General features: G+C 66.6%; 21 protein-coding genes and 1 tRNA gene. 14 read left to right on the forward strand and 8 right to left on the reverse strand.

Features of this window, described 5'->3' with window-relative positions; translation table 11 throughout:
- Positions 1-28 precede the first annotated feature (28 nt).
- Entirely contained in the window at positions 29-937 is a 909-nt protein-coding gene (locus tag OF829_RS19315) for a hypothetical protein (protein WP_264941834.1), read from the forward strand.
- Between the two features lie 222 nt (positions 938-1,159).
- Here OF829_RS19315 and OF829_RS19320 read toward each other — a convergent pair whose 3' ends face one another.
- The 8 genes from OF829_RS19320 to OF829_RS19355 form a co-directional block, all read right to left on the reverse strand.
- A complete protein-coding gene (locus tag OF829_RS19320) occupies positions 1,160-2,749 on the reverse strand; it encodes a methyl-accepting chemotaxis protein (RefSeq protein ID WP_264941835.1) in 1,590 nt (529 codons plus the stop codon).
- Positions 2,750-2,821: 72 nt separating this feature from the next.
- Entirely contained in the window at positions 2,822-3,160 is a 339-nt protein-coding gene (locus OF829_RS19325; RefSeq protein ID WP_264941836.1) for a gamma-glutamylcyclotransferase family protein, read from the reverse strand.
- A complete protein-coding gene (yihA, locus tag OF829_RS19330; RefSeq protein WP_264941837.1) occupies positions 3,157-3,804 on the reverse strand; it encodes a ribosome biogenesis GTP-binding protein YihA/YsxC in 648 nt (215 codons plus the stop codon). The genes OF829_RS19325 and yihA overlap by 4 nt, the downstream gene beginning before the upstream one ends.
- Positions 3,801-5,528 carry a membrane protein insertase YidC gene (yidC, locus tag OF829_RS19335; protein WP_264941838.1) on the reverse strand — a complete coding sequence of 576 codons (1,728 nt, stop codon included), beginning with the start codon at positions 5,526-5,528 and terminating at the stop codon, positions 3,801-3,803. Before yidC ends, yihA begins: the two co-directional genes overlap by 4 nt.
- A 28-nt stretch (positions 5,529-5,556) precedes the next feature.
- Complete coding sequence (gene yidD, locus OF829_RS19340; RefSeq protein ID WP_264941839.1) at positions 5,557-5,769, reverse strand: membrane protein insertion efficiency factor YidD; 213 nt, start codon at positions 5,767-5,769, stop codon at positions 5,557-5,559.
- The gene (gene rnpA / locus OF829_RS19345; protein WP_264941876.1) at positions 5,766-6,104 is read right to left on the reverse strand and encodes a ribonuclease P protein component; all 339 of its coding nucleotides are present in this window, start codon (positions 6,102-6,104) and stop codon (positions 5,766-5,768) included. The genes yidD and rnpA overlap by 4 nt, the downstream gene beginning before the upstream one ends.
- Positions 6,104-6,238: a 50S ribosomal protein L34 gene (rpmH, locus tag OF829_RS19350; RefSeq protein WP_044332822.1), complete on the reverse strand. Its 135-nt coding sequence runs from the start codon at positions 6,236-6,238 to the stop codon at positions 6,104-6,106. The genes rnpA and rpmH overlap by 1 nt, the downstream gene beginning before the upstream one ends.
- 102 nt (positions 6,239-6,340) lie before the next feature.
- Complete coding sequence (locus OF829_RS19355) at positions 6,341-6,673, reverse strand: hypothetical protein (protein ID WP_264941840.1); 333 nt, start codon at positions 6,671-6,673, stop codon at positions 6,341-6,343.
- A 156-nt stretch (positions 6,674-6,829) separates the two neighbouring features.
- Here OF829_RS19355 and mscL point away from each other — a divergent pair, with 156 nt between their 5' ends.
- From mscL to OF829_RS19420, 13 genes are all read left to right on the forward strand, one after another.
- The gene (gene mscL / locus OF829_RS19360; RefSeq protein ID WP_264941842.1) at positions 6,830-7,261 is read left to right on the forward strand and encodes a large conductance mechanosensitive channel protein MscL; all 432 of its coding nucleotides are present in this window, start codon (positions 6,830-6,832) and stop codon (positions 7,259-7,261) included.
- A 31-nt stretch (positions 7,262-7,292) separates the two neighbouring features.
- The gene (locus OF829_RS19365) at positions 7,293-8,951 is read left to right on the forward strand and encodes a tryptophan halogenase family protein (protein ID WP_264941843.1); all 1,659 of its coding nucleotides are present in this window, start codon (positions 7,293-7,295) and stop codon (positions 8,949-8,951) included.
- Entirely contained in the window at positions 8,948-10,456 is a 1,509-nt protein-coding gene (locus OF829_RS19370) for a YifB family Mg chelatase-like AAA ATPase (RefSeq protein ID WP_264941844.1), read from the forward strand. Before OF829_RS19365 ends, OF829_RS19370 begins: the two co-directional genes overlap by 4 nt.
- 106 nt (positions 10,457-10,562) lie before the next feature.
- A complete protein-coding gene (locus OF829_RS19375) occupies positions 10,563-10,991 on the forward strand; it encodes a DUF805 domain-containing protein (RefSeq protein WP_264941845.1) in 429 nt (142 codons plus the stop codon).
- Between the two features lie 34 nt (positions 10,992-11,025).
- Complete coding sequence (locus OF829_RS19380) at positions 11,026-11,475, forward strand: DUF805 domain-containing protein (RefSeq protein WP_264941846.1); 450 nt, start codon at positions 11,026-11,028, stop codon at positions 11,473-11,475.
- A gap of 119 nt (positions 11,476-11,594) precedes the next feature.
- On the forward strand, positions 11,595-11,987 hold the full coding sequence (locus OF829_RS19385; RefSeq protein ID WP_264941847.1) for a hypothetical protein: 393 nt from the start codon (positions 11,595-11,597) through the stop codon (positions 11,985-11,987).
- Positions 11,984-13,189, forward strand: coding sequence for a FecR family protein (locus OF829_RS19390; protein ID WP_264941848.1), 1,206 nt, complete (start codon positions 11,984-11,986; stop codon positions 13,187-13,189). The genes OF829_RS19385 and OF829_RS19390 overlap by 4 nt, the downstream gene beginning before the upstream one ends.
- A gap of 60 nt (positions 13,190-13,249) precedes the next feature.
- Positions 13,250-13,333: transfer RNA gene (locus OF829_RS19395), tRNA-Leu, on the forward strand.
- 295 nt (positions 13,334-13,628) lie between these two features.
- Positions 13,629-13,718: a K(+)-transporting ATPase subunit F gene (kdpF, locus tag OF829_RS19400; RefSeq protein WP_264941849.1), complete on the forward strand. Its 90-nt coding sequence runs from the start codon at positions 13,629-13,631 to the stop codon at positions 13,716-13,718.
- Positions 13,719-13,730: 12 nt separating this feature from the next.
- Positions 13,731-15,434: a potassium-transporting ATPase subunit KdpA gene (gene kdpA / locus OF829_RS19405; RefSeq protein ID WP_264941850.1), complete on the forward strand. Its 1,704-nt coding sequence runs from the start codon at positions 13,731-13,733 to the stop codon at positions 15,432-15,434.
- A 17-nt stretch (positions 15,435-15,451) separates the two neighbouring features.
- Complete coding sequence (kdpB, locus tag OF829_RS19410) at positions 15,452-17,482, forward strand: potassium-transporting ATPase subunit KdpB (RefSeq protein WP_264941851.1); 2,031 nt, start codon at positions 15,452-15,454, stop codon at positions 17,480-17,482.
- 11 nt (positions 17,483-17,493) lie between these two features.
- Positions 17,494-18,087, forward strand: a complete 594-nt coding sequence (gene kdpC, locus OF829_RS19415; RefSeq protein ID WP_264941852.1) for a potassium-transporting ATPase subunit KdpC — start codon at positions 17,494-17,496, stop codon at positions 18,085-18,087.
- Between the two features lie 116 nt (positions 18,088-18,203).
- Positions 18,204-20,744 (forward strand): DUF4118 domain-containing protein, encoded by a 2,541-nt coding sequence (locus OF829_RS19420; RefSeq protein ID WP_406701452.1) that lies wholly within the window; start codon positions 18,204-18,206, stop codon positions 20,742-20,744.
- Positions 20,745-20,747 lie beyond the last annotated feature (3 nt).

Below are 20,747 nucleotides of genomic sequence, written 5' to 3' on the forward strand. Positions count from 1 at the left end.
GCCGGGGTAAATTCGGGGCGGCAGTCAAATGCCTAAAATCAATTGGCGCGTTATCTGTGCAGTCGTCGGAGGCCTAGCCGCTTTGGTCGGTGGGATCGGATACGGATTATCTGAGCAATCCCGATATGAGCAAGAAGCCAAGTACTGGAGTGCCGATTACGCCCGCAAGTCCGCCGACGAGATAGCCCAGTCCTGTCTCATCGGCACCCGCCTCGAACAGGCGAAATGCCTTGAGAACGGTGCCGCAGAACAGCGCCTCAAGACCCGCGACAATCAGCGCGAGTATGAGGATCTCGCCGCGCAACGCACGTCCGCCCTGTGGACTAGCATTATGGGCGTCGCCGCCCTGATTGGGATGTTCCTGAGCGCGGTGGGCGTTGCGCTGGTCTGGACCACTTTCCGGGCGACGCGCGAGGCGAACACCATTGCCCGCGATGCGGTTCAGGGCGAATTGCGGCCATGGATTAGATTCACCATCGATGGCTCGCTTTGGGGCCGGATAACGAAGATTGATGGTGGCGGTTACGACGTCGTAACGGACGTGACCTTCAAGAATATCGGCAACAGTCCGGCGATTGGGCTCTCCTATTGTGCGTCGATTGTCTTCAGCGAATTGAACCGGGAGCATCTGCTGAGCCAGGTTGCGGGATGGTTCGATGTCGATGGAGAGGATTGGCGCGACAAGACCCTTTTCCAAGGCGATGAATGGGAGCGCAAGGTGGGAGCTATTGTGGTGGAGGAATGCACCACGCGTAGTCCCGTTCTGGTGATCGCGGCGAGATACCGATCGCCGTTCAGCGACATTGACCACTTTACCGTGCGCGTTTTCGATATGCGAGACACACACCATCGCACCGATGACGTGGTTCACTTCCGTGACGACCTGCGAGCGGTCAAGCTCGCCGACAAGCAGCACTTCGCTGGCACCGCCACCTAGCGCGAGCGCTACAGCAATAATCCAAACCATCTGTCATTCCTGAACAAGATGGCGCTAAACCCCATATATGGACTTACATGTCCGAAAGGGATAAGCGCCAACTTGTTTCAGGGTCCAACCCTCCACGGGCGATGTCGTCGCTTGTTGCACGGTGGATGCTGAAACAAGTTCAGCATGACGGAGAAATTTGGAGCACGCTGGTGGGATAAATCCCGAGCGTTGTCAGGCGGCCTTCAAATTCCCCAGGAAGTGGAGCGTTTCCTTCATCAGCCCCTGGGTCTGCGCGACCAGATCGGTGGTGGAGCGGCCCAGTTCCTCGGTCACGCGCGCGGCGGCGTTCGAGGCTTCGCCGGCATTGGCGACGCTGCCGTGGAGATCGGTGGTGAGCGAGGCGGCGACCCCGGCATAGCGCTGGATCGATCCGATCACGTCGCCCTGGCTGGAGACGGCCTGCTCGACCGCGCCCGCGACCTCGCCGATCCGGTCGAAGCTGGCGCGCATGTCGGCGACGAGCGAGGCGGTCGAGGTGACGGCCTTGGTGATCTCGCTCAATTGCTCGCGGATGCTGCCGGTGGCGCTCGCGGTCTGGGCGGCGAGGCCCTTGACCTCGGAAGCGACGACCGAGAAGCCGCGGCCGGCCTCGCCCGCGCGCGCGGCCTCGATGCTGGCGTTGAGCGCGAGCAATTTGGTGCGCGCGGCGACGTCGCCGATCGTCTCGGCGATGCCGTCGATCCCGGTGGCGTAGGTGACGAGGTTGGAGAAGCGCTCGTCGGCGAGGCGCGAGAGTTCGCGCATCCGGCGGGTGATGGTTTCCTGTTCGGCGATGCGCGATTCGACCAGCGCGAGGCTGCGGCCGAGCTGCGCCGATTCGTCGAGAAGCTGGGTCGCGCCCATATCGGCCTGGTTGGCGCTGGCGGCGACGCTGCCGATCTCGTTGTGTGTGGTCAGCGTGGTCGAGACGAGCCGGTCGGCGGCGCCGCGGGTGCGGTCGGCGGCCTCGGCGAGGCGGTGGATCGTCTGGACGAAATGGGTTTCGAAATCGCGCGCGACGCGGTCGATTTCCTCGCGGCGGCCCTGGACTCCGGCGGCCTGGACGCGCGCGGCTTCCTGCGAGGAGGCGGCGAGGCGCTGGGCTTCCTCGCGCTGGGCGTTGGCGAGCAGCAGATCGCGCTCGCCTGCGGCCTGGGCGAGCTGGCGGCCCGACTTGAACTGCTTGGCGATCATCGCCGATTGGCCGAGCACGGCGCGGCCCAGCATCAGCATGAACACCCCGAGGAAAACGAACACGCCCATCGGCAGCGGCGAGAAGGCCGAAAGCGCGACGAGCACGACGAGCGCGGTCACGAGCCACGCAATGCTCGCGACGGGGACCGGCGCGAAGCGCATCGCGCCGACCGCGAGCACGCCGGTGATCACCGTCGCGACGACCACCTGTTCGGCGGGATCCGCACCGGCGACGCCGAGTGAGAGAAAGGTGAACCAGCCGAACGAGATCGCGACCGCTTCGGCGACCGCGGCGAGCATCGCCGTCACCGGATTCGTCACGCGCCAGTCGCTTGCGCGGCGGCGGCGCCAATGGATCAGGACGCCGAACGAGATCGCCATGTGGAGCGCATAGGCGGCGACCATCCATTTATGGACATGGCTGTCGCTCAGCTGGAACAGCAGCGCCGTGCTGACAAAGGCGACCACGATGACCGTCTGGGGATAGTTTTGCGAGGCGGCCCTGACGCGCTCGCGCGTCAGCTCGGGGGACATCTTCTCCCAGCGGGCCTTGAGCGCAGCAATCGGGTTTTCAAGCACTGGACGCATGATCTTCTCGGGACCGTTCAGCGCAAGACCTAGGCAATCATGCCTAACAGACCGTTAACTAGGTGCTTTTCCCTAAGCCTTTACATAGACCCAGGCGCGCGTGCCCGAGGCGAGGGTGACCTCGATCCGGCGATACTCGTGGCCCTCATAGTCGTCGAGCGCGGGGAGATCGGCTTCGGTGACATGGAGCAATTTGCCCGCGATCCGCGCATCGGGTGCGCCGGGGACGAGGCCGAGATGGGTCGAACTGCCGCTGAACTCGATCACGTCGGGATGGTCGATCTCGACGGGGACGGTTTCGAAACCGAGCAGCGCGTCGTCCTTCATCTCGACCTGCCGCCCGAACAGCTCTTGCTGGACGCGGGGCATCTGGAGCGTGCCGTAGGAGAAGATCAGGACGGGCGCGCTCACCCGACCGCTTCGATCACCGCAGCGCGCAGTTCGGGAATGCCGCCGCCCTTTTCGCTCGAGGTGGCGAGGATGTCGGGGTGTGCGGCGGGGCGCTTGCGGGCCTCCGCCTCGGTGCGGGCGAACACCTCGGCGAGCTCGGTGGCCTTGATCTTGTCGGTCTTGGTGAGGACGATGCGATAGCTGACCGCGGCGCCATCGAGCATGTCGAGGATCTCGCGGTCGACCTCCTTGATGCCGTGGCGGCTGTCGATCAGCACGAGCACGCGCTTGAGCACGTCGCGGCCGCGCAGGAAATCGTTCACCAGGTAGCGCCACTTGCGGACCATGTCCTTGGGCGCCTTGGCGAAGCCATAGCCGGGCATGTCGACGAGGCGGAACCTGAGCGGCTCGCCCACGTCGAAGAAGTTGAGCTCCTGCGTGCGCCCCGGCGTGACCGAGGTGCGCGCGAGGCTGTTGCGCCCGGTGAGCGCGTTGAGCAGCGACGATTTGCCGACGTTCGATCGGCCCGCGAACGCGACCTCGGGCACGTCCGGCTCCGGCAGATGCTCGAGCGCGGGGGCGGACTTGAGGAAGGTCACCGGGCCGGCGAAGGTCTTCCGCGCCGCCTCGATCGTCTCCGCGTCGAAGGCGGGTTCGTCGCTCACTTGGCGGGTACGTCCTTCTTCACCGGTTCCTTGAGTGCCGGATGCTTCGAATAGAGCCAGGTCTGCTGGAGGATGGTGATGATGTTCGAGGTGATCCAGTAGATCTGGAGGCCCACCGCGAACGGCGCCATCACGAACATCAGCATCCACGGCATGATCTGGAATATCTGCTTCTGCATCTCGTCCATCGGCGCCGGGTTGAGGCGGATCTGGAAATACATCGAGATGCCGAGCAGCACCGGGATCACCCCGATCGCCAGGAACGAGGGCGGGGTGAACTGGAGATAGCCGAACAGGTTGATGATCGTCGCCGGATCGGGCGCGGAAAGATCGTGGATCCACAGCGCGAAGGGCTGGTGCCGCATCTCGATCGTCAGCAGCAGCACCTTGTAGAGCGCGAACATGATCGGGATCTGGAGCAGGAGCGGCAGGCAGCCCGCGAGCGGGTTCACCTTTTCCTCCTTGTAGAGCTTCATGATCTCGGTCTGCTGCTTCTGCTTGTCGTCCTTGTAGCGTTCCTGCAGCGCCTTCATCTTGGGCTGGATCGCGCGCATGTTCGCCATCGAGGCGAACTGGCGCTGGGCGATCGGGAACAGCAGCAGGCGGATCGTGAAGGTCAGCAGGATGATCGCCACGCCGAAATTGCCAACGGTGTGGAACAGCAGGTCGAGATACCAGAAGATCGGTTCCTCGATCAGTCCGAACCAGCCCCAGTCGATCGCCCGGTCGAACTGGACGATGCCGAGATTCTTCTCATAGGCGTCGAGCACCTTCACTTCCTTCGCGCCCGCGAAGAAGTGGCTGGTATAGGTCATCTGGGTGCCGGCTTCGACGATGCGCGGCTTGAGCGTGTAATCGGCGAGGAAGGCCTTGTTCGGCGTTTGGAGCTGGGTGAGCGTGACGTCCGAACCCTGTGCCGGGATGACCGAGGTGAGCCAGTAATGGTCGGTGAAGCCGGCCCAGCCGCCGCGGGTCTCGAACTTGGCGGGCGCCTTTTCGATATCGCCATAGTTGAGATAGGCGGCGCTGCCGCCCGAGACCACCATCGGGCCGACATTGGCCGCGAACTGATCGAGATCGGTCGATTTCTCCGAACGGACGATCTGGGCATAGGGCGCCGCTTCGATCGGGCCGCTGCCCAGATTGGCGATGCTCTGCTTCACCGTGAACATGTAGTTGGCATCGACCGACAGCTCGATCGTGTAGCGCTGGCTGCCATTGACCGCGGTGAGCGTGACGGGGGTGGCGGGGGTCAGCTTCGGCGCGCTCGCCTGCCAGACGAGATTGGCGGGGGCGAGCAGCACGCGCTGGTCGCCCTGGACGCGGCTCCAGTTGAATTGCGCGAAATAGCTGCCGGCCGCGCCCTCGGGCGAGAGCAGGCGGATCGGCGGCGAGTCCTTCTTGACCGTCTCGGCATAGTCCTTGAGCTCGAGATCGTCGAACCGCGCGCCCTGGAGGTTGATCGAGCCCTTGAGGCGCGGGGTCTCGATCAGGACGCGCCGGGTTTCCTGGAGCACGATCGCACGGTCGCGATTCGCCTTGGGCGCGTTCGCGGTGGGCGCGGTGCCGGGGCCGGCGGGCAGCGGAACGCTCTTCCCATTCTCCACCTTGGTGACCGGCGGATTCGCGGGCGGGAAGAAATAGTTCATGATCGGCGTCCACGCGAACAGCGCGAACGCGGCGATCAGCGCGAAGATAAGGATATTCTTCTGGTCTTCTTTCACCGAAATTTCCCCGGAAACTCTCTTTGGCTCACGGCACCGGATCGTAGCCGTGGCCGCCCCATGGATGGCAGCGCCCGATTCGCCGGATGGCGAGCCAGCTGCCTTTGGCCGCGCCATAGCGGCGAAGCGCCTCGATTGCATAGGCCGAACAGCTGGGCTGGTAGCGGCAGCTGGGCGGCAGGATCAGCGACGGCCCCAATTGCCAGCCGCGCGCGATCAGGATGAGGAGCCTGGCGATCATTTGCTCAGCTTCGCGCAGGCCTTGGCCAGTTCGGCCTTGAGATCGGCATAGGGGCGCTCGATCCCGCCGTTCCGGCCGATCAGCACATGATCGGCGCCGGGCAGCCCCGATTCGGGCAGCACCTCGCGCACCAGGGCGCGGAAGCGGCGCTTCATCCGGTTGCGGGTGACGGCGTTGCCGACCTTCTTCGAGACGGTAATGCCGACCCGCATGACCGGATCGGCATCGTCGCGCGCGCGAAGCAGCAGAACGAAACCCGGCATCGGGGCCCGCTTGCCGGCGTTCGCCGCGAGATAGTCCTTGCGCTGCGTGAGCCGCGCAACCGCTGCCGGAATTACGCCGACAGCTTGTTGCGGCCGCGGGCGCGGCGCGCGCGGATCACGTTGCGGCCGCCGGGCGTCGCCATCCGGGCGCGGAAGCCGTGCCGGCGCGCACGCACCAGGTTGCTCGGCTGAAAGGTCCGCTTCATCGCTCATCCTCGAGTGTCTAGAACGTAAAAGGGCCGCCACGCGGACGGCCTTGTGTGGGGTGCCCATAGAGAAGCCCCAATCCCAAGTCAACGCTCCCCAACTCAACGCGGGGGACCGCCAAAACCCATGGCCTCGGCTTCGGCGGCCGCGAGCGCCATTTCCTTGGCGCGCGCCTGGCGGCGGCGGAAGCTGCGGCGGCGCAGCGCCATATCGGCATAGTGGCCGAAACGCGGCCAGCGGCGCTTGAATCTGGCGAACCGCTTCCGCGCCCATTCGGAATTCCGGAGGATCAGCACCAGCCCGCCCGCAAAGACGAAGACGCCGCCGGGGCCCGGGATCGGCCCGACGATCGGGGTCAGCGCGATCAGGAACAGCCCGGCGGCGATCAGCGCATAGCGGATCAGCGGGTTCTTGCGGCGTCGCGCGGCCTTCATGCCAGGCGATGTGGGGAGTGTGTGTTGCCTGTGCAATACGCTCTGGCGTGCGGCGCTATCCATTCGGCGTGAACGCATGAGGCCCGCCTTTTGTTGACGGGACGGTCGCCGCGGCGCATGTTCGTGCTTTGATCCCGCCAAGCATAGGGGTGCGGCATGATCCAGGAATTCAAGACCTTCATCGCGCGCGGCAATGTCCTCGATCTCGCGGTCGCGGTGATCATCGGCGCGGCATTCGGCAAGATCGTCACCTCGCTGACTGAGGATCTGCTGATGCCGCTGATCGGCTGGATTTTCGGCGGGCTCGACTTTTCGAGCTACTTCATCGCGCTGGGGCCGATCCCCGACAAGCTCGCCGGATCGACCGATTATGCCGCGCTCAAGGCGGCGGGCGTGCCGCTGTTCGGCTATGGTGCGTTCGTGACCGCGGCGGTCAATTTCGCGATCATCGCCTTCGTCATCTTCCTGATCGTGCGCGCGATGAATCGCGCCATGCCCAAGGCGCCCGAGGCTCCCGCCGCCGAGCCCGCCGACATTACCCTGTTGCGCGAAATCCGCGACGCGTTGCAGAAGCGCCCCGGCGCCTGATCCGGGGCATTGGGGGGCGCGGGGGAGCTTCATGGGCGCACCGATCAGGGACATCGTCATCGTCGGCGGCGGGACCACCGGCTGGCTGACCGCGGCGCATCTCAACCATCGCCTGCAATGGGGGCTGGGGCATGGCGGGGGCGTGCGCATCACGCTGATCGAATCGCCCGAGATACCGATCATCGGTGTGGGCGAGGCGACGATTCCGCCGATCCGGAATACGCTGGCGATGCTCGATATCGACGAGAATGAGTTCATCGCGCGCACCCAGGCGACCTTCAAGCTGGGGGTGCGCTTCGAGGATTGGGACCGCGATGCCCGGGGTGCGCCCCGCAGCTATTTCCACAGCTTCACCGGCGGGCTCCAGATCGCCGGGCGGAATCCGGCGGCGTCGTTCCTCGCCTATGGCGCGCCGCCGGAATTCGAGCCCGGGACCAATCTGAGCAATGTGATCGGGCATGCGGTGGCCGCGGCGGGCGCGCACAAATCGCCGCGCCGGCCCAGCGACCGGCCCTATAGCGGGGTGCTGAACTACGCCTATCATTTCGATGCGGCCTTGTTCGCGGACTTCCTGAAGGAGGTCTGCATCGCACGCGGCGTGGCGCATGTCAGCGACACCGTGACGGGCGCCGAACGCGATTCGCGTGGGAATATCGCGGCTCTGCACCTGAAGCAGGGCGGGCGGCGGCCGGTCGAGCTGGTGATCGATTGCTCGGGCTTTCGCGGGCTGCTGATCAACGAGACGCTCGAGGAGCCGTTCGTCTCCTATGCCGATTACCTCATCAACGACCGCGCGATGGCGGTGCAGATCGCGCATGATGAAGCGCGCGCGCTGTTCCCGGCGACGGTCTCGGCGGCGATGGATTCGGGGTGGAGCTGGCGCATCCCGCTGCGCTCGCGGATCGGAACCGGCTATGTGTTTTCGAGCGCCTTCGCCTCGGACGCCGAGATCGGCGATGCGCTGACCGCGCGCAACGCCGGGTTCGGCACGCTCACCGATCCGCGCCCCGTCCCGATGCGGGTGGGGCGAAGCCGGCGGTCATGGGTCGGCAATTGCGTCGCGATCGGGCTGGCGAGCGGGTTTCTCGAGCCGCTCGAATCGACCTCGATCCAGTTCGTCGACTATGCCTGCCGCCGGCTGCTCCAGATCATGCCGACGCGCGATTTCGAGCCGGCGCCGATCGCCAAGTTCAATGCCGAGATGGAGAAGATCTATGAGGAGATCCGCGATTTCCTCAGCCTCCATTTCACCCTCGGCAACCGCGAGGACACACCCTATTGGCGCGCGGTCCGGCATGAATCGAAGCGTTCGGACGCGCTCGAGGCGTGTCTCGATATCTGGCGCCACGCGCTGCCCGACGTCTACGATCCGCGCCATTCGAACGTGTTCAGCTTCTGGAGCGTGAGCAGCGTGCTGTTCGGCAAGGGTTTTTACACCCAGCCGCTGGCGACCGGCACCGATTTACTCCCGCGCGAGATGTGGGACCGGCATATCCGTGAGACCGTGGCGGTGCGGCAGGCGGTGCTCGCCTCGCTGCCCGATCATGCCGAAATCCTCGCGATGATGACCGACGCGGCGGTGCCCGGGGCAACCGCCGCGCGGGTGCCGCCGACGCGGTCGATGCCGAGCCAGGCCAATGCGCTCGGCCCAGGCACGACGGTGATGGGCACCGCGGCGACCGCGGGGTGATCGCGAGCGTCTCCACCGTCGCCTATCTCGGGCTCGAAGCGCGCGCGGTGGAGGTGCAGTGCAACCTGGTCGCTGGGCTGCCGAGCTTCGTAGTGGTTGGGCTACCCGACAAGGCGGTGGCGGAGAGCCGCGAGCGGGTGCGCGCCGCGATCGCCGCGATCGGGCTGGCGCTGCCGCCCAAGCGGATCATCCTCAACCTCTCGCCCGCCGACCTGCCCAAGGAAGGATCGCATTTCGACCTCCCCATCGCGCTCGCGCTGCTCGGTGCGATGGGGGTGGCGGACGCCGAGACGCTGGCGGGCTATGTCGTGGTCGGCGAGCTGGGCCTCGACGGGCGGATCGCGCCGTCGCCGGGGGTGCTGCTCGCGGCGATCCATGCGGCGGAGATGGGGAAGGGGCTGGTCTGCCCGGTCGCGCAGGGCCCCGAGGCGGCCTGGGCGGGATCGGTCGAGGTCGTGGCCGCGCCCGACCTGATCGGGCTGCTCAATCACTTCAAGGGCAATCAGCTGCTCGCGGCGCCGCCGCCGGGCGAGGCCGATGCGCCGGATCATGGCCCCGACCTCGCGCAGGTGAAGGGGCAGGAGACCGCCAAGCGCGCGCTCGAGATCGCGGCGGCGGGCGGGCATAACCTGTTGATGTGCGGGCCGCCGGGGGCGGGCAAATCCCTGCTGGCCTCTTGCCTGCCGGGGATATTGCCGCCGCTCGACGCCGCCGAGGCGCTGGAGGTGTCGATGGTGGCCTCGGTCGCGGGCGCGCTGCAGGGCGGGCGGCTGACGCGGACGCGGCCGTTCCGCTCGCCGCACCATAGCGCCTCGATGGCGGCACTGGTCGGCGGCGGGCTCAAGGTGAAGCCGGGCGAGGTGAGCCTCGCGCATCTGGGCGTCCTGTTCCTCGATGAATTGCCCGAATTCCAGCGCGCGGTTCTCGATTCGCTGCGCCAGCCGCTCGAAGCCGGGGTGGTCAGCGTGGCACGGGCCAATGCGCATGTGACCTTCCCGGCGAGGGTTCAACTTGTGGCCGCGATGAATCCGTGCCGGTGCGGGCATCTGGGAGACCCCGCGCTCGCCTGCGCGCGGGCGCCGCGCTGCGCGGCCGATTATCAGGCGAAGGTCTCGGGGCCTTTGCTCGACCGCATCGACCTGCACGTCGAGGTTCAACCGGTCACCGCCGCCGATCTCGTCCTGCCGCCGCCGGCCGAAGGGTCGGCCGAAGTCGCGGCGCGCGTGGCGGCGGTGCGCGCGGTGCAGGGCGAGCGCTATCGCGATGCCCCGGCGCGCACCAATGCCGAGGCCGAGGGGGCTTTGCTCGAACGTTTCTCCAGCCCTGACGAGCCCGGGCGCAAGCTGCTCGCCCAGGCGGCGGAGGCGATGCGGCTCTCGGCGCGCGGCTATACCCGCGTGCTCCGCGTCGCGCGCACCATCGCCGATCTGGCGGGGGCTGAGGGGGTGGGCCGCATCCATGTCGCCGAGGCGCTCAGCTACCGGCGGCAGGCGCCGCGAAATTAGCCTCGGTTTTTTGGGGTTGAGCATAAGCCCCTTGTGGCGCAACCTGCGCCCGGAGCCGAACACGGCCACGGGCACGCATCACACGCAATCTGAGAGGGGGATTGTCATGAATTACATGTTGTTGCCGCTGAAGCGCTACGCCGATTTCTCCGGGCGTTCGAGCCGGATGGAATTCTGGATGTTCGTCCTGTTCCAGCTCATCGTGAGCTGGGGGATCAGTTTCGTGGTCAATATGATCTTCCCGCCGGCGATCCCGGTCTACGATCCCGCAAATCCGGAAGCGGCGATGGCGGCGATGGGGTCCATCTATTCCTCGCCCGGCTTCATCGTGTCGTGCCTGGTCGGCCTGTTCTTCCTCATCCCGGGGCTCGCGGTCTCGGTGCGGCGGCTGCACGATCAGGACAAGACCGGCTGGCTGCTGCTGCTGGCGTTCATTCCGCTCATCGGTGCGATCATCCTGCTGGTTTTCTACGTCCTGCCGGGCACGGTAGGGGACAATCGCTACGGGCCCGATCCCACGCAATCCGATATCTGACCGCACGCCGTCCCACGTCCGGAGACCCTAGGGCATGAAATGGATGTTTCTGCCGCTGAAGCGCTACGCCGATTTCGACGGGCGCTCACCGCGGATCGAATATTGGATGTTTCATTTGCTGATGTGGGGGCTCATCCTCCCCCTCTTCTTTGTGCCATTCATGCTCGTCGACGGCTTTGCCCTCAGCGGAGAAACGCCCTCGGGCGAGGGCGGGGAGCCCAATCCGCTGATCGGACTCCCGATGGTGATCGGGGTGCTGGTGTATCTCGCGCTCTGGATACCGTCGCTCGCGGTCACGATCAGGCGGTTGCACGACCGCGACATGTCGGGCTGGTTCTTCCTGATCAACTTCGTCCCCTATGTGGGGGGGCTGATCATCTTCGTCTTCATGGTGCTCCCGGGCACGCAGGGCGAGAACCAATATGGCGACGATCCTCTTCTGGAGGGGCACAAGCCGACCGAGCTGGAAGAGATATTCCACTGATCCAGCCCTCACGGGGCGCCGGAAGCGGTTTCCGGCGCCCCGCGGCGGTGCTAGCCATGTTCCGGAGCCGACTCGATCCTCGGGAACGGCATGGCGAGGCAACACAGCGAGGTGGGGCCATGGGCATTCGAAATCGCGTGATTCTCCTGGGGCTGGGTTTTGCCGCGCTCGGCTTTGCCGCGCCGGCACAGGCGCAGGTCGATCCGGGGGTCGAGATCGACCGGCTGATCGATGCGTCGCAGGGCGTGGGGCCCGCCATGGCGCTGGCGCGGCAGCAGATCGCCGGGGACGACCTGATCGGTGCGGTGGCGACGCTCGAGCGGCTGCTGGTCGATCATCCCGAGGCCGATGACGCGCTGCTGCTCCACGCCAGCCTGCTGTGCCGGCTCGACGATGCGCCCGGCGCGCGGATGGAGATCGAGCAGTTGAGCGGGGTGGAGGGCGACGCCGCGGCCTGGGCCGAGGTTCGCGCCGCCTGCGGACCCATTCCGCGGGGAGGAGCCCGGCGATGAAGCGCGCCTATCTCTTCACCGGCGTCGCGATCGTCGCCGCGCTGCCCGCCATTCCCGCCGAGGCGCAGGTCGTGGGGGTCACCTCGGCGGTCAAGAACGACGTCCGGCTGCGCAAGCCCAACGCGCCGATCGCCCGGCCCGTCCAGCTCAAGCAGCGGATCGCGACCGCCGACCAGATCCAGACCGGCGCCAAGAGCCAGATGCAGATCGTGCTGCTCGACCGCTCGATCTTCACCGTCGGCGCCAATGCGCGCCTGACGATCGACCGCTATGTCTATGATCCGCAGCGCAACAGCCGCAACATGGGCGCGACGGTGGCGCGCGGCGCCTTCCGTTACATGTCGGGCCGGCGCACCTCGGGCAGCACGACGATCAACACGCCCACCGCCGCGATCGGCGTGCGCGGGACGATGGTCGAGGGGATCATAGGCCCCGACGCGGTGCTGATCGCCAATAACGAGCGCGGCGTCGGCCGCGGCGTGCGCGCCGATCCGGAGACCGCGTCGCTGATCGTGCTGCGCGGGCCCGGGCGCGGGACCAGCGCCAATGTCCTGCCCGGGATCATCGACGTGACCTCCGGCGGGCGGACGGTGACCGTCGATCAGCCGATGCTGGCGGTCTATGTGCCCTATCCGGGTGCCACGCCGATCGGACCCTTCACCATCTCGCCGGAGGGGCTGCGCCAGATCCAGGCCCTGCTCTATCCCTCGGTCGCGCAGCGGCTGGGGCTGAAGGGGCCGTTCGACCCCAGCCGCACCTTTGTGCCGGCGCCGCCGATCGAGGAGGGGCCGACCTCCGGGCCGCGCCGCCTCCCGCGCCGCGCGGGCGACTATCCCGAGGCGCGCGGGCTGCCCGGCGACGACGGGCCTCCGGGTACCGACATGGGCGTTCCGATGCCGCTCGACCGGTTGCGCGACGCACCGCAGCCCCGACCGCGCCGCACCCAGCAACAGCCGGCCGCCGCGCCCGCGCCGACACCCACGCCTTCGCCCGCCGCGATCGACCGGGCGCCGAACCCCAACCAGGGCAAGCCGTCCGCCCCACCGCCTCCGCCACCGCCGCCCCCTGCGCCGCCGCCATCGCTCAAATCGGCGCCGCCGAGCCCGGCTTTCGTCGCGCCGACGCCTTCGCCGACGCCCACGCCCAGGCCGACGCCGACCCCATCGCCGAACCAGAAGCCTCCGGGCAAGCCGCCAGGCTGATCGGCCACGCAACGCTCGGGTTGCGGCGCGCCGGACGATCGGTTAGCCACGCGCCTCGCTGCCCCTGTGGCGAAATGGTAGACGCGACCGACTCAAAATCGGTTGCCGCAAGGCATGCTGGTTCGAGTCCGGCCAGGGGCACCAGTTTTTGATTCGCCTCGGGCGCCGCCCGCTTGGCTTTCCGCACATAAGCGCGGGCGGCCGTTCGGCCTTGCGGACCCCGAGGGTTCGGAGATGCTTCCGGCCGCCGCTCCTGATTATTATACAATCCATACGCACTGACCGGCATTCGCTCTCGCTTCAAAACGGCCAGCGCACCTAATCGCGCATCTTCGAAAGTGGAGATGCACACGTGCAAGACCTTCTCTGGATCGGCCTCATCCTCGGGCTCGTAGCGGTGACGCTCGGCTATGCCCGTCTGTGCGACGAGGCCTGACCGATGACCCTCGATCTCTGGCTCGCAGGTGCGACCGCGCTTGGCCTTCTCGCATATCTGGTCGCGGTCCTGCTGCGCCCCGAGCGATTCTGAGGGAGCGATGAAATGACCTGGCAAGGATGGGCGCTGATCGTCGTCTTCGTGGGCATCTTGCTCGCTCTCACCAAGCCGATGGGGCTGTGGCTCCACGCGCTCTATGAAGGGCGGCGCACACCGCTGCATGTCGTGCTCGGCCCGGTCGAGCGGGGCTTCTACAAGCTGGCGGGGATCGACCCGACCGTCGAGCAGAGCTGGCGGCGCTACGCGGTGCACATGCTGCTGTTCAACGTGGCGTTGCTGCTCTTCACCTATGCGATCCTGCGATTGCAGGCGTTCTTGCCGCTCAACGCGTCAGGGATGCCGGGGATCGCTCCGGACGGCGCGTTCAACATCGCGACCAGCTTCACCACCAACACCAACTGGCAATGGTATTCGGGTGAAGTCGCGCTTTCGAACCTCAGCCAGATGCTGGGGCTGACGATCCACAACTTTCTCTCGGCCGCGACCGGGATCGCGCTCGCGTTCGCATTGTTCCGCGGGTTCGCGCGGCGGGAGGCGGGGAGCATCGGCAACTTCTGGGCCGATTGCACCCGCATCACCCTCTATCTGCTGCTACCGATCTGCGTGATCTATTCGGTGTATCTGATCGCTGCGGGGGTGCCGCAGACGCTGACCCAGCAAGTCGCCGCGACGACGATGGAGGGCGCTCGGCAGACGATCAGCATGGGCCCGATCGCTTCGCAGGAAGCGATCAAGATGCTCGGCACCAATGGCGGTGGCTTCCTCAACGCCAACTCTGCGCACCCGTTCGAGAATCCGGACGCGCTCACCAATCTGATCCAGATGCTGTCGATCTTCGCGATCGGCTTCGGGCTGACCTGGTGCTTCGGCAAGACGGTGGGCAACACGAAGCAGGGCTGGGCGATTCTCTCGGCGATGCTCGTGCTGTTCCTCGCGGGGGTCACCGTCACCTATTGGCAGGAAGCCGCGGGCAACCCGATCCTCCACCAACTCGGCGTGGCCGGGGGCAATATGGAGGGCAAGGAAGTCCGCTTCGGCGTCGCCGCCTCGTCGCTGTTCGCGGTGGTCACCACCGCGGCCTCGTGCGGCGCGGTCAATGCCATGCATGACAGCTTCACCGCGCTCGGCGGCATGATCCCCTTGTTCAACATCCAGCTCGGCGAGGTCGTGGTCGGCGGCGTCGGCGCGGGGATCTATGGCTTCCTGCTGTTCGCCATCCTCGCAGTGTTCGTCGCGGGACTGATGGTGGGGCGCACCCCCGAATATGTCGGCAAGAAGATCGAGGGACGGGAAGTGAAACTGGCGGTGCTCGCCATCGCCATTCTGCCGCTGGTGATCCTCGGCTTCACCGCCATCGCGTCGGTACTACCCGCGGGGCTGGCGGGGCCGCTCAACAAGGGGCCGCACGGCTTCTCGGAGATCCTCTACGCCTTCACCAGCGCGGTCGGGAATAACGGCTCCGCGTTCGCAGGGATCACCTCGGGCACGCAATTCTACAACGGGATGCTCGGCGTCGCGATGTGGCTTGGACGGTTCTTCGTGATCGTTCCGATGCTCGCCATCGCCGGGAGCCTGGCCGCCAAGAAATACACGCCGGAGACCGCGGGCTCGTTCCCGACCACCGGCCCGCTCTGGGTCGGCCTGCTCGTCGGCACGATCCTCATCCTGGGCGGCCTCACCTTCCTGCCGAGCCTCGCGCTTGGCCCCATCGCCGATCATCTCGCGATGATCGGCGGCACCCTCTCCTGATTTCGGGAACCGCCAAAATGGCTAGGACCGCATCCCTGTTCACCGCCGATCTGCTGCTTCCCGCGGCCGGTGATTCGTTCCGCAAGCTCGATCCGCGCCAGTTGATCCGCAATCCGGTGATGTTCGTCACCGCCTGCGTCGCTGCGTTGCTCACCGTGCTGCTGTTCGTCGGCAACGATACGCTGAGCCTCGGCTTCAAGGTCCAGCTCGTCCTCTGGCTGTGGCTGACCGTGCTGTTCGGCACCTTCGCCGAGGCACTCGCCGAAGGGCGCGGCAAGGCACAGGCGGCGTCGCTACGTGCGACCAAGGCCGACCTGACTGCCAAGCGGGTCAAGGGCTCGGGCACCGAATCCATCGCGGCCGGCGCGCTCAAGATGGGTGATGTCGTCCTGGTCGAGACTGGCGACCTGATCCCCGCCGATGGCGAGGTGATCGAAGGGGTCGCCTCGGTCAACGAAGCCGCGATCACCGGCGAGAGCGCGCCGGTAATCCGCGAGGCGGGTGGCGACCGTTCGGCGGTGACCGCAGGCACGCGTGTCATCTCGGACTGGGTCCGTGTCCGCGTGACGGTCAATCCCGGTCAGGGCTTCCTCGACCGGATGATCGCGCTGGTCGAGGGCGCCGAGCGGCAGAAGACGCCCAACGAGATCGCGCTGACGATCCTGCTGGTGGGGCTGACCATCATCTTCCTGATCGCGGTCGGCACCATCCCCGCCTTCGCCAGCTATGCTGGGGGTGCGATCCCCATCGCGATCCTCGCGGCACTGCTGATCACCTTGATCCCTACGACCATCGCGGCGTTGCTCTCGGCGATCGGCATTGCGGGCATGGATCGGCTGGTGCGCTTCAATGTGCTCGCCAAGTCGGGCCGTGCGGTCGAAGCCGCGGGCGATATCGATACGCTACTGCTCGACAAGACGGGTACGATCACGGTGGGCGACCGCCAGGCGAGCGAGTTTCGCGCGGTTACCGGCGTGAATGTGCTGGAACTGGCGGAAGCCGCGTTGCTCGCAAGCCTGGCCGATGAAACACCCGAGGGGCGGTCGATTGTCGCGCTCGCGCGCGCTCGCGACAGGTTCGAAGTGACCACCACGGAGCTTCCCGAAGGCGCGGAAGTCGTTCCGTTCACCGCCCAGACCCGGATCTCCGGGGTCAAATTCGGCGCAACGCTGATCCAGAAAGGCGCGGTCGATTCGATCCTCAAGGCCAATCCCGGCATCGGCGACACGCCTGCCGCCGCCGAACTCCGCCGCGCCACCGACGAGATCGCCCGCGCGGGCATGACCCCGCTCGCGGTCGCGAAGAACGGCCGCATCCTTGGCGCGGTTGCGCTCAAGGACGTGGTCAAGGCCGGCATTCGCGAGCGTTTCGGCGAGCTGCGCCGGATGGGTATCCGCACGGTGATGATCACCGGCGACAACCCGCTCACCGCCGCTGCCATCGCTGCCGAGGCAGGGGTGGACGATTTCCTCGCCCAAGCGACCCCGGAGGACAAGCTCGCGCTGATCCGCAGGGAACAGGCGTGCGGCAAGCTGGTCGCGATGTGCGGGGACGGCACCAACGATGCGCCTGCGCTCGCCCAGGCCGATGTCGGTGTCGCGATGAACACGGGGACGCAGGCCGCGCGAGAGGCGGGCAACATGGTCGACCTCGACAGCGATCCGACCAAGCTCATCGAGATTGTCGGCCTCGGCAAGCAGCTGCTGATGACGCGCGGGAGCCTCACGACCTTCTCGGTTGCCAACGACATCGCCAAATATTTTGCGATCATTCCAGCGATGTTCGCCGTGCTCTATCCGGGGCTCTCGGTGCTCAACGTGATGGGGCTGGCCTCGCCGCAATCGGCGATCCTGTCGGCGATCATCTTCAACGCGCTGATCATCCCTGCGCTGGTTCCGCTCGCGCTCAAGGGCGTGAAGTACCGCCCGATCGGCGCCGGCCCGTTGCTGCGGCGAAACCTCGCCATTTTCGGGCTGGGCGGCGTGATCGTTCCCTTCATCGGCATCAAGGCGATCGACATGATCGTCACCACCATCGGCCTTGCCTGAGGAGCTGACCCATGTTTGCAGACATCAAAACCGCGCTCCGTCCCGCGCTCGTTCTCACCATCCTGTTCGCGCTGCTGCTGGGCATCGTCTATCCGCTGACGCTGACGGGGATCGGCCAGCTGATCTTCCCGAGTCAGGCAAACGGCAGCCTGATCCGCGATGCCAAAGGCAATGTGATCGGATCGAGCCTGATCGCGCAGGCCTTCACCGGCGACCAGTATTTCCATCCGCGCCCGTCCGCCGCCGGCAAGGGCTATGAGGCGAACAACAGCTACGGCTCCAACCTCGGCCCCGCCAGCCAGGCGCTGCACGACCGGGTGCAGGCCGATGTCGCCGCCTACCAGGCGAAAGCACCAGGACAATCTGTCCCCGCCGATCTGGTGACGACCTCCGCCTCGGGGCTCGATCCCCATATCAGCCCCGAGGCGGCGTTTTATCAGGTGGTCCGCGTCGCCAGGGCGCGTGGATGGCCTGAGGCCCGCGTGCGCGCCATGGTCGATAAGGCTGTCGAATACCCGCTGCTCGGCTTCCTCGGCGAACCCCGCGTCAACGTGCTGCTGCTCAATCGACAGCTCGATGCGGAAGGCGCTAAATCGCCATCGTGAAGCCGCCCAGCGACCGACCGGACCCCGAGGCCTTTCTGCGCGCCGCCGCGCAGGAAGGCCGCGGCCGTTTGAAGGTCTTCCTCGGCGCCGCGCCGGGGGTCGGCAAGACCTTCGAGATGTTGCGCGAAGGGGCCGAGCGAGTGCGCGCGGGGGTCGATGTCGCGATCGGCGTGGTCGAGACCCATGGCCGCGCCGAAACCGAGGCGCTGACCCGCGGGCACGACGTCATCCCGCGTCGCCAGGTGGCCTATGAGGGCCGCACCCTGCCGGAGATGGACATCGACGCGATCCTCGCGCGCCATCCTCAACTCGTGCTGGTCGATGAACTCGCCCATACCAACGCGCCCGGCAGTCGCCATCCCAAGCGCTATCAGGATGTCGAGGAACTGCTGGCCGCAGGGATTGACGTCTATTCGACGATCAACATCCAGCACATCGAGAGCCTGAACGACGTCGTCGCGTCATTCACCCATGTCCGGGTCCGCGAGACGGTGCCCGACCGCATCCTCGAAACCGCGGAGATCGAAGTCGTCGATTTGCCGCCCGACGAACTGATCGAGCGACTCAAGGACGGCAAGGTCTATGTCCCCGAGGAAGCGACGCGGGCGCTCCAGCATTTCTTCTCCAAGTCGAACCTGTCGGCGCTGCGCGAACTGGCGCTGCGCCGCGCCGCGCAGGCGGTCGATGTCCAGATGCTCGACTATCTCCGCAGCCACGCGCTTGCCGGAAACTGGGCAGTCGGCGAACGGCTGGTGGTCGCGGTCAACGAGCTGCCAAGCTCCGAGGGGCTCGTCCGCGGCGCCAAGCGGATCGCCGATGCGTTGCGTGCGCCGTGGACCGCGCTCCATGTCGAGACGCCGCGCGAGCAGCAATTCGGCGAAGAGGAGCGCCGCCGCCTCGCCGCCGCGCTCAATCTCGCGAGCCAGCTCGGTGCCTCGGTGGTGTCCGTGCCCGCCGACTCCGCACTGGATGGGATCAAGGCCTATGTGGCCGAGGCGCGCGCCACGCAATTGATCGTCGGCAAGTCGGCGCGGTCGCGTTTGTTCGAGCTTCGCCACGGGTCGATCGTCGACCGGCTGGTGCGCGAGACGCCGGGCGTCGCGGTCCATGTTCTGCCGATGATCGGCGAAGCGCCCAAACCGGCCGCGAAGCCGAAGCGCGTGTTCGGGTCGCCTTCAAGCTACGCCTGGACCACGCTGATGGTCGCCGCGATCACCGCGGGTGGATCGGGGCTGTTCCATATCCTCAATCTCGCCAATGTCGCGCTTCTCTATCTGTTGCCGGTGATGGTGGCGGCGAGCCTGTTCGGGCGATGGCCGGCGCTCTACGCAGGCGTCGTCTCGTCGCTGGCCTACAACTTCTTCTTCCTGCCGCCGACCGGCACGTTCAGCGTCAACAATCCGGAAAATGTCGTCACCATCATTGTGCTGCTGGGCGTTGCGGTAGCAACCAGTCACCTTTCGGCGCGGGTGCGCGCGCAGGCCGATCTCGCGGCGGGGAGCGCGCGCCAGAATGCGGCGCTCGCCGGGTTCCTGCGCCAGCTCGGCGACGCGGCGAACGAGGAGGAGCTGATGCAGGCGGTCTGCGCCGAGATTGCGCGGCTGCTCGACGTCCGTACGACGATGCTGGTGCCGTCGCCCGATGGTCCCGAACTCCGCGCGGCCTATCCGCCCGAAGACCGGCTCGAGACGATGGAACGCGCCGCCGCGGGATGGGCGCTCGACAAGGGCCTGCCGGCCGGACGCGGATCGGACACGCTGACAGCGTCGGACTGGCTCTTCTACCCGCTCAAGACCAGCGAGCGGACGATCGCCGTGATCGGCCTCGCCCGTGACGATGCGCGCGATACCGTGCGGTCGGACCAGATCCCGCTGCTGATGAGCCTGCTCGATCAGGCAACGCTTGCGCTCGAACGGATGCGGTTGGGGGAGGAGATGCGCGGGGTCGCCGAACTGCGCGAACGCGACCGGCTTCGTGCGGCATTGCTGTCGTCGGTCAGCCACGATCTTCGGACGCCCTTGACCGCGATCCTCGGCTCCATTGCCGAGCTCAAGCACAAGGAGAGCAATCCGCTGATCGACACGATCGACGTCGAAACCCAGCGGCTCAAACGCTTCGTCTCGAACCTGCTCGATATGGCCCGCGTCGAAGCCGGCGCGCTCAAGCTCGGCATCGAGCCGGTCGATCTCACCGACGCCGTGGCGAGCGCGGTCCATGATACCCGCGCCACCCTCGAACCCCACCCCATCGATCTTCAGGTCTCGCCGGGCCTGCCGCTGGTCCGCGTCGATCCGCAGCTATTTCATCATTGCCTGATCAACCTGCTCGACAATGCCGGGCGCTACGCCGACCCCGACACGCCGATCACGATTCTCGCCGAACGCTCGCCGGGCAGTCTTGCGCTCTCGATCCTCGACCAGGGCCCCGGTCTGCCTCCGGGGCGCGAACGCGAGGTGTTCGAGACCTTCCGGCGGCTCGAAGGTTCGGACCGCTCGAAGGGGGGGACGGGGCTGGGGCTTGCCATCGTCAAGGGATTCGCCGAGGCGATGGGGCTCGAAGTGGAAGCGGCGAACCGGGGCGAGCCCAGGGGCGCGCGCTTCACCTTGCGCTTCCCAGAGGCGCTGCTGGTCCGCGAACCCGAGGATTTCGACGAATGAGCC

It is taken from the genome of Sphingomonas caeni (assembly GCF_026013415.1).
Lineage (GTDB): Bacteria > Pseudomonadota > Alphaproteobacteria > Sphingomonadales > Sphingomonadaceae > Sphingomonas > Sphingomonas caeni.

Excerpts from the sequence above, each read along its gene's own strand:
- kdpC (WP_264941852.1), top strand. The coding sequence starts at position 17,494 with ATGTTTGCAGACATCAAAACCGCGCTCCGTCCCGCGCTCGTTCTCACC.
- OF829_RS19420 (WP_406701452.1), top strand. The coding sequence starts at position 18,204 with ATGTTGCGCGAAGGGGCCGAGCGAGTGCGCGCGGGGGTCGATGTCGCG.
- OF829_RS19380 (WP_264941846.1), top strand. The coding sequence starts at position 11,026 with ATGAAATGGATGTTTCTGCCGCTGAAGCGCTACGCCGATTTCGACGGG.
- kdpA (WP_264941850.1), top strand. The coding sequence starts at position 13,731 with ATGACCTGGCAAGGATGGGCGCTGATCGTCGTCTTCGTGGGCATCTTG.
- yidD (WP_264941839.1), bottom strand. The coding sequence starts at position 5,769 with ATGATCGCCAGGCTCCTCATCCTGATCGCGCGCGGCTGGCAATTGGGG.
- kdpB (WP_264941851.1), top strand. The coding sequence starts at position 15,452 with ATGGCTAGGACCGCATCCCTGTTCACCGCCGATCTGCTGCTTCCCGCG.
- OF829_RS19375 (WP_264941845.1), top strand. The coding sequence starts at position 10,563 with ATGAATTACATGTTGTTGCCGCTGAAGCGCTACGCCGATTTCTCCGGG.
- OF829_RS19315 (WP_264941834.1), top strand. The coding sequence starts at position 29 with ATGCCTAAAATCAATTGGCGCGTTATCTGTGCAGTCGTCGGAGGCCTA.
- OF829_RS19385 (WP_264941847.1), top strand. The coding sequence starts at position 11,595 with ATGGGCATTCGAAATCGCGTGATTCTCCTGGGGCTGGGTTTTGCCGCG.
- OF829_RS19365 (WP_264941843.1), top strand. The coding sequence starts at position 7,293 with ATGGGCGCACCGATCAGGGACATCGTCATCGTCGGCGGCGGGACCACC.
- OF829_RS19320 (WP_264941835.1), bottom strand. The coding sequence starts at position 2,749 with ATGCGTCCAGTGCTTGAAAACCCGATTGCTGCGCTCAAGGCCCGCTGG.
- OF829_RS19390 (WP_264941848.1), top strand. The coding sequence starts at position 11,984 with ATGAAGCGCGCCTATCTCTTCACCGGCGTCGCGATCGTCGCCGCGCTG.
- mscL (WP_264941842.1), top strand. The coding sequence starts at position 6,830 with ATGATCCAGGAATTCAAGACCTTCATCGCGCGCGGCAATGTCCTCGAT.
- kdpF (WP_264941849.1), top strand. The coding sequence starts at position 13,629 with ATGACCCTCGATCTCTGGCTCGCAGGTGCGACCGCGCTTGGCCTTCTC.
- rpmH (WP_044332822.1), bottom strand. The coding sequence starts at position 6,238 with ATGAAGCGGACCTTTCAGCCGAGCAACCTGGTGCGTGCGCGCCGGCAC.
- OF829_RS19355 (WP_264941840.1), bottom strand. The coding sequence starts at position 6,673 with ATGAAGGCCGCGCGACGCCGCAAGAACCCGCTGATCCGCTATGCGCTG.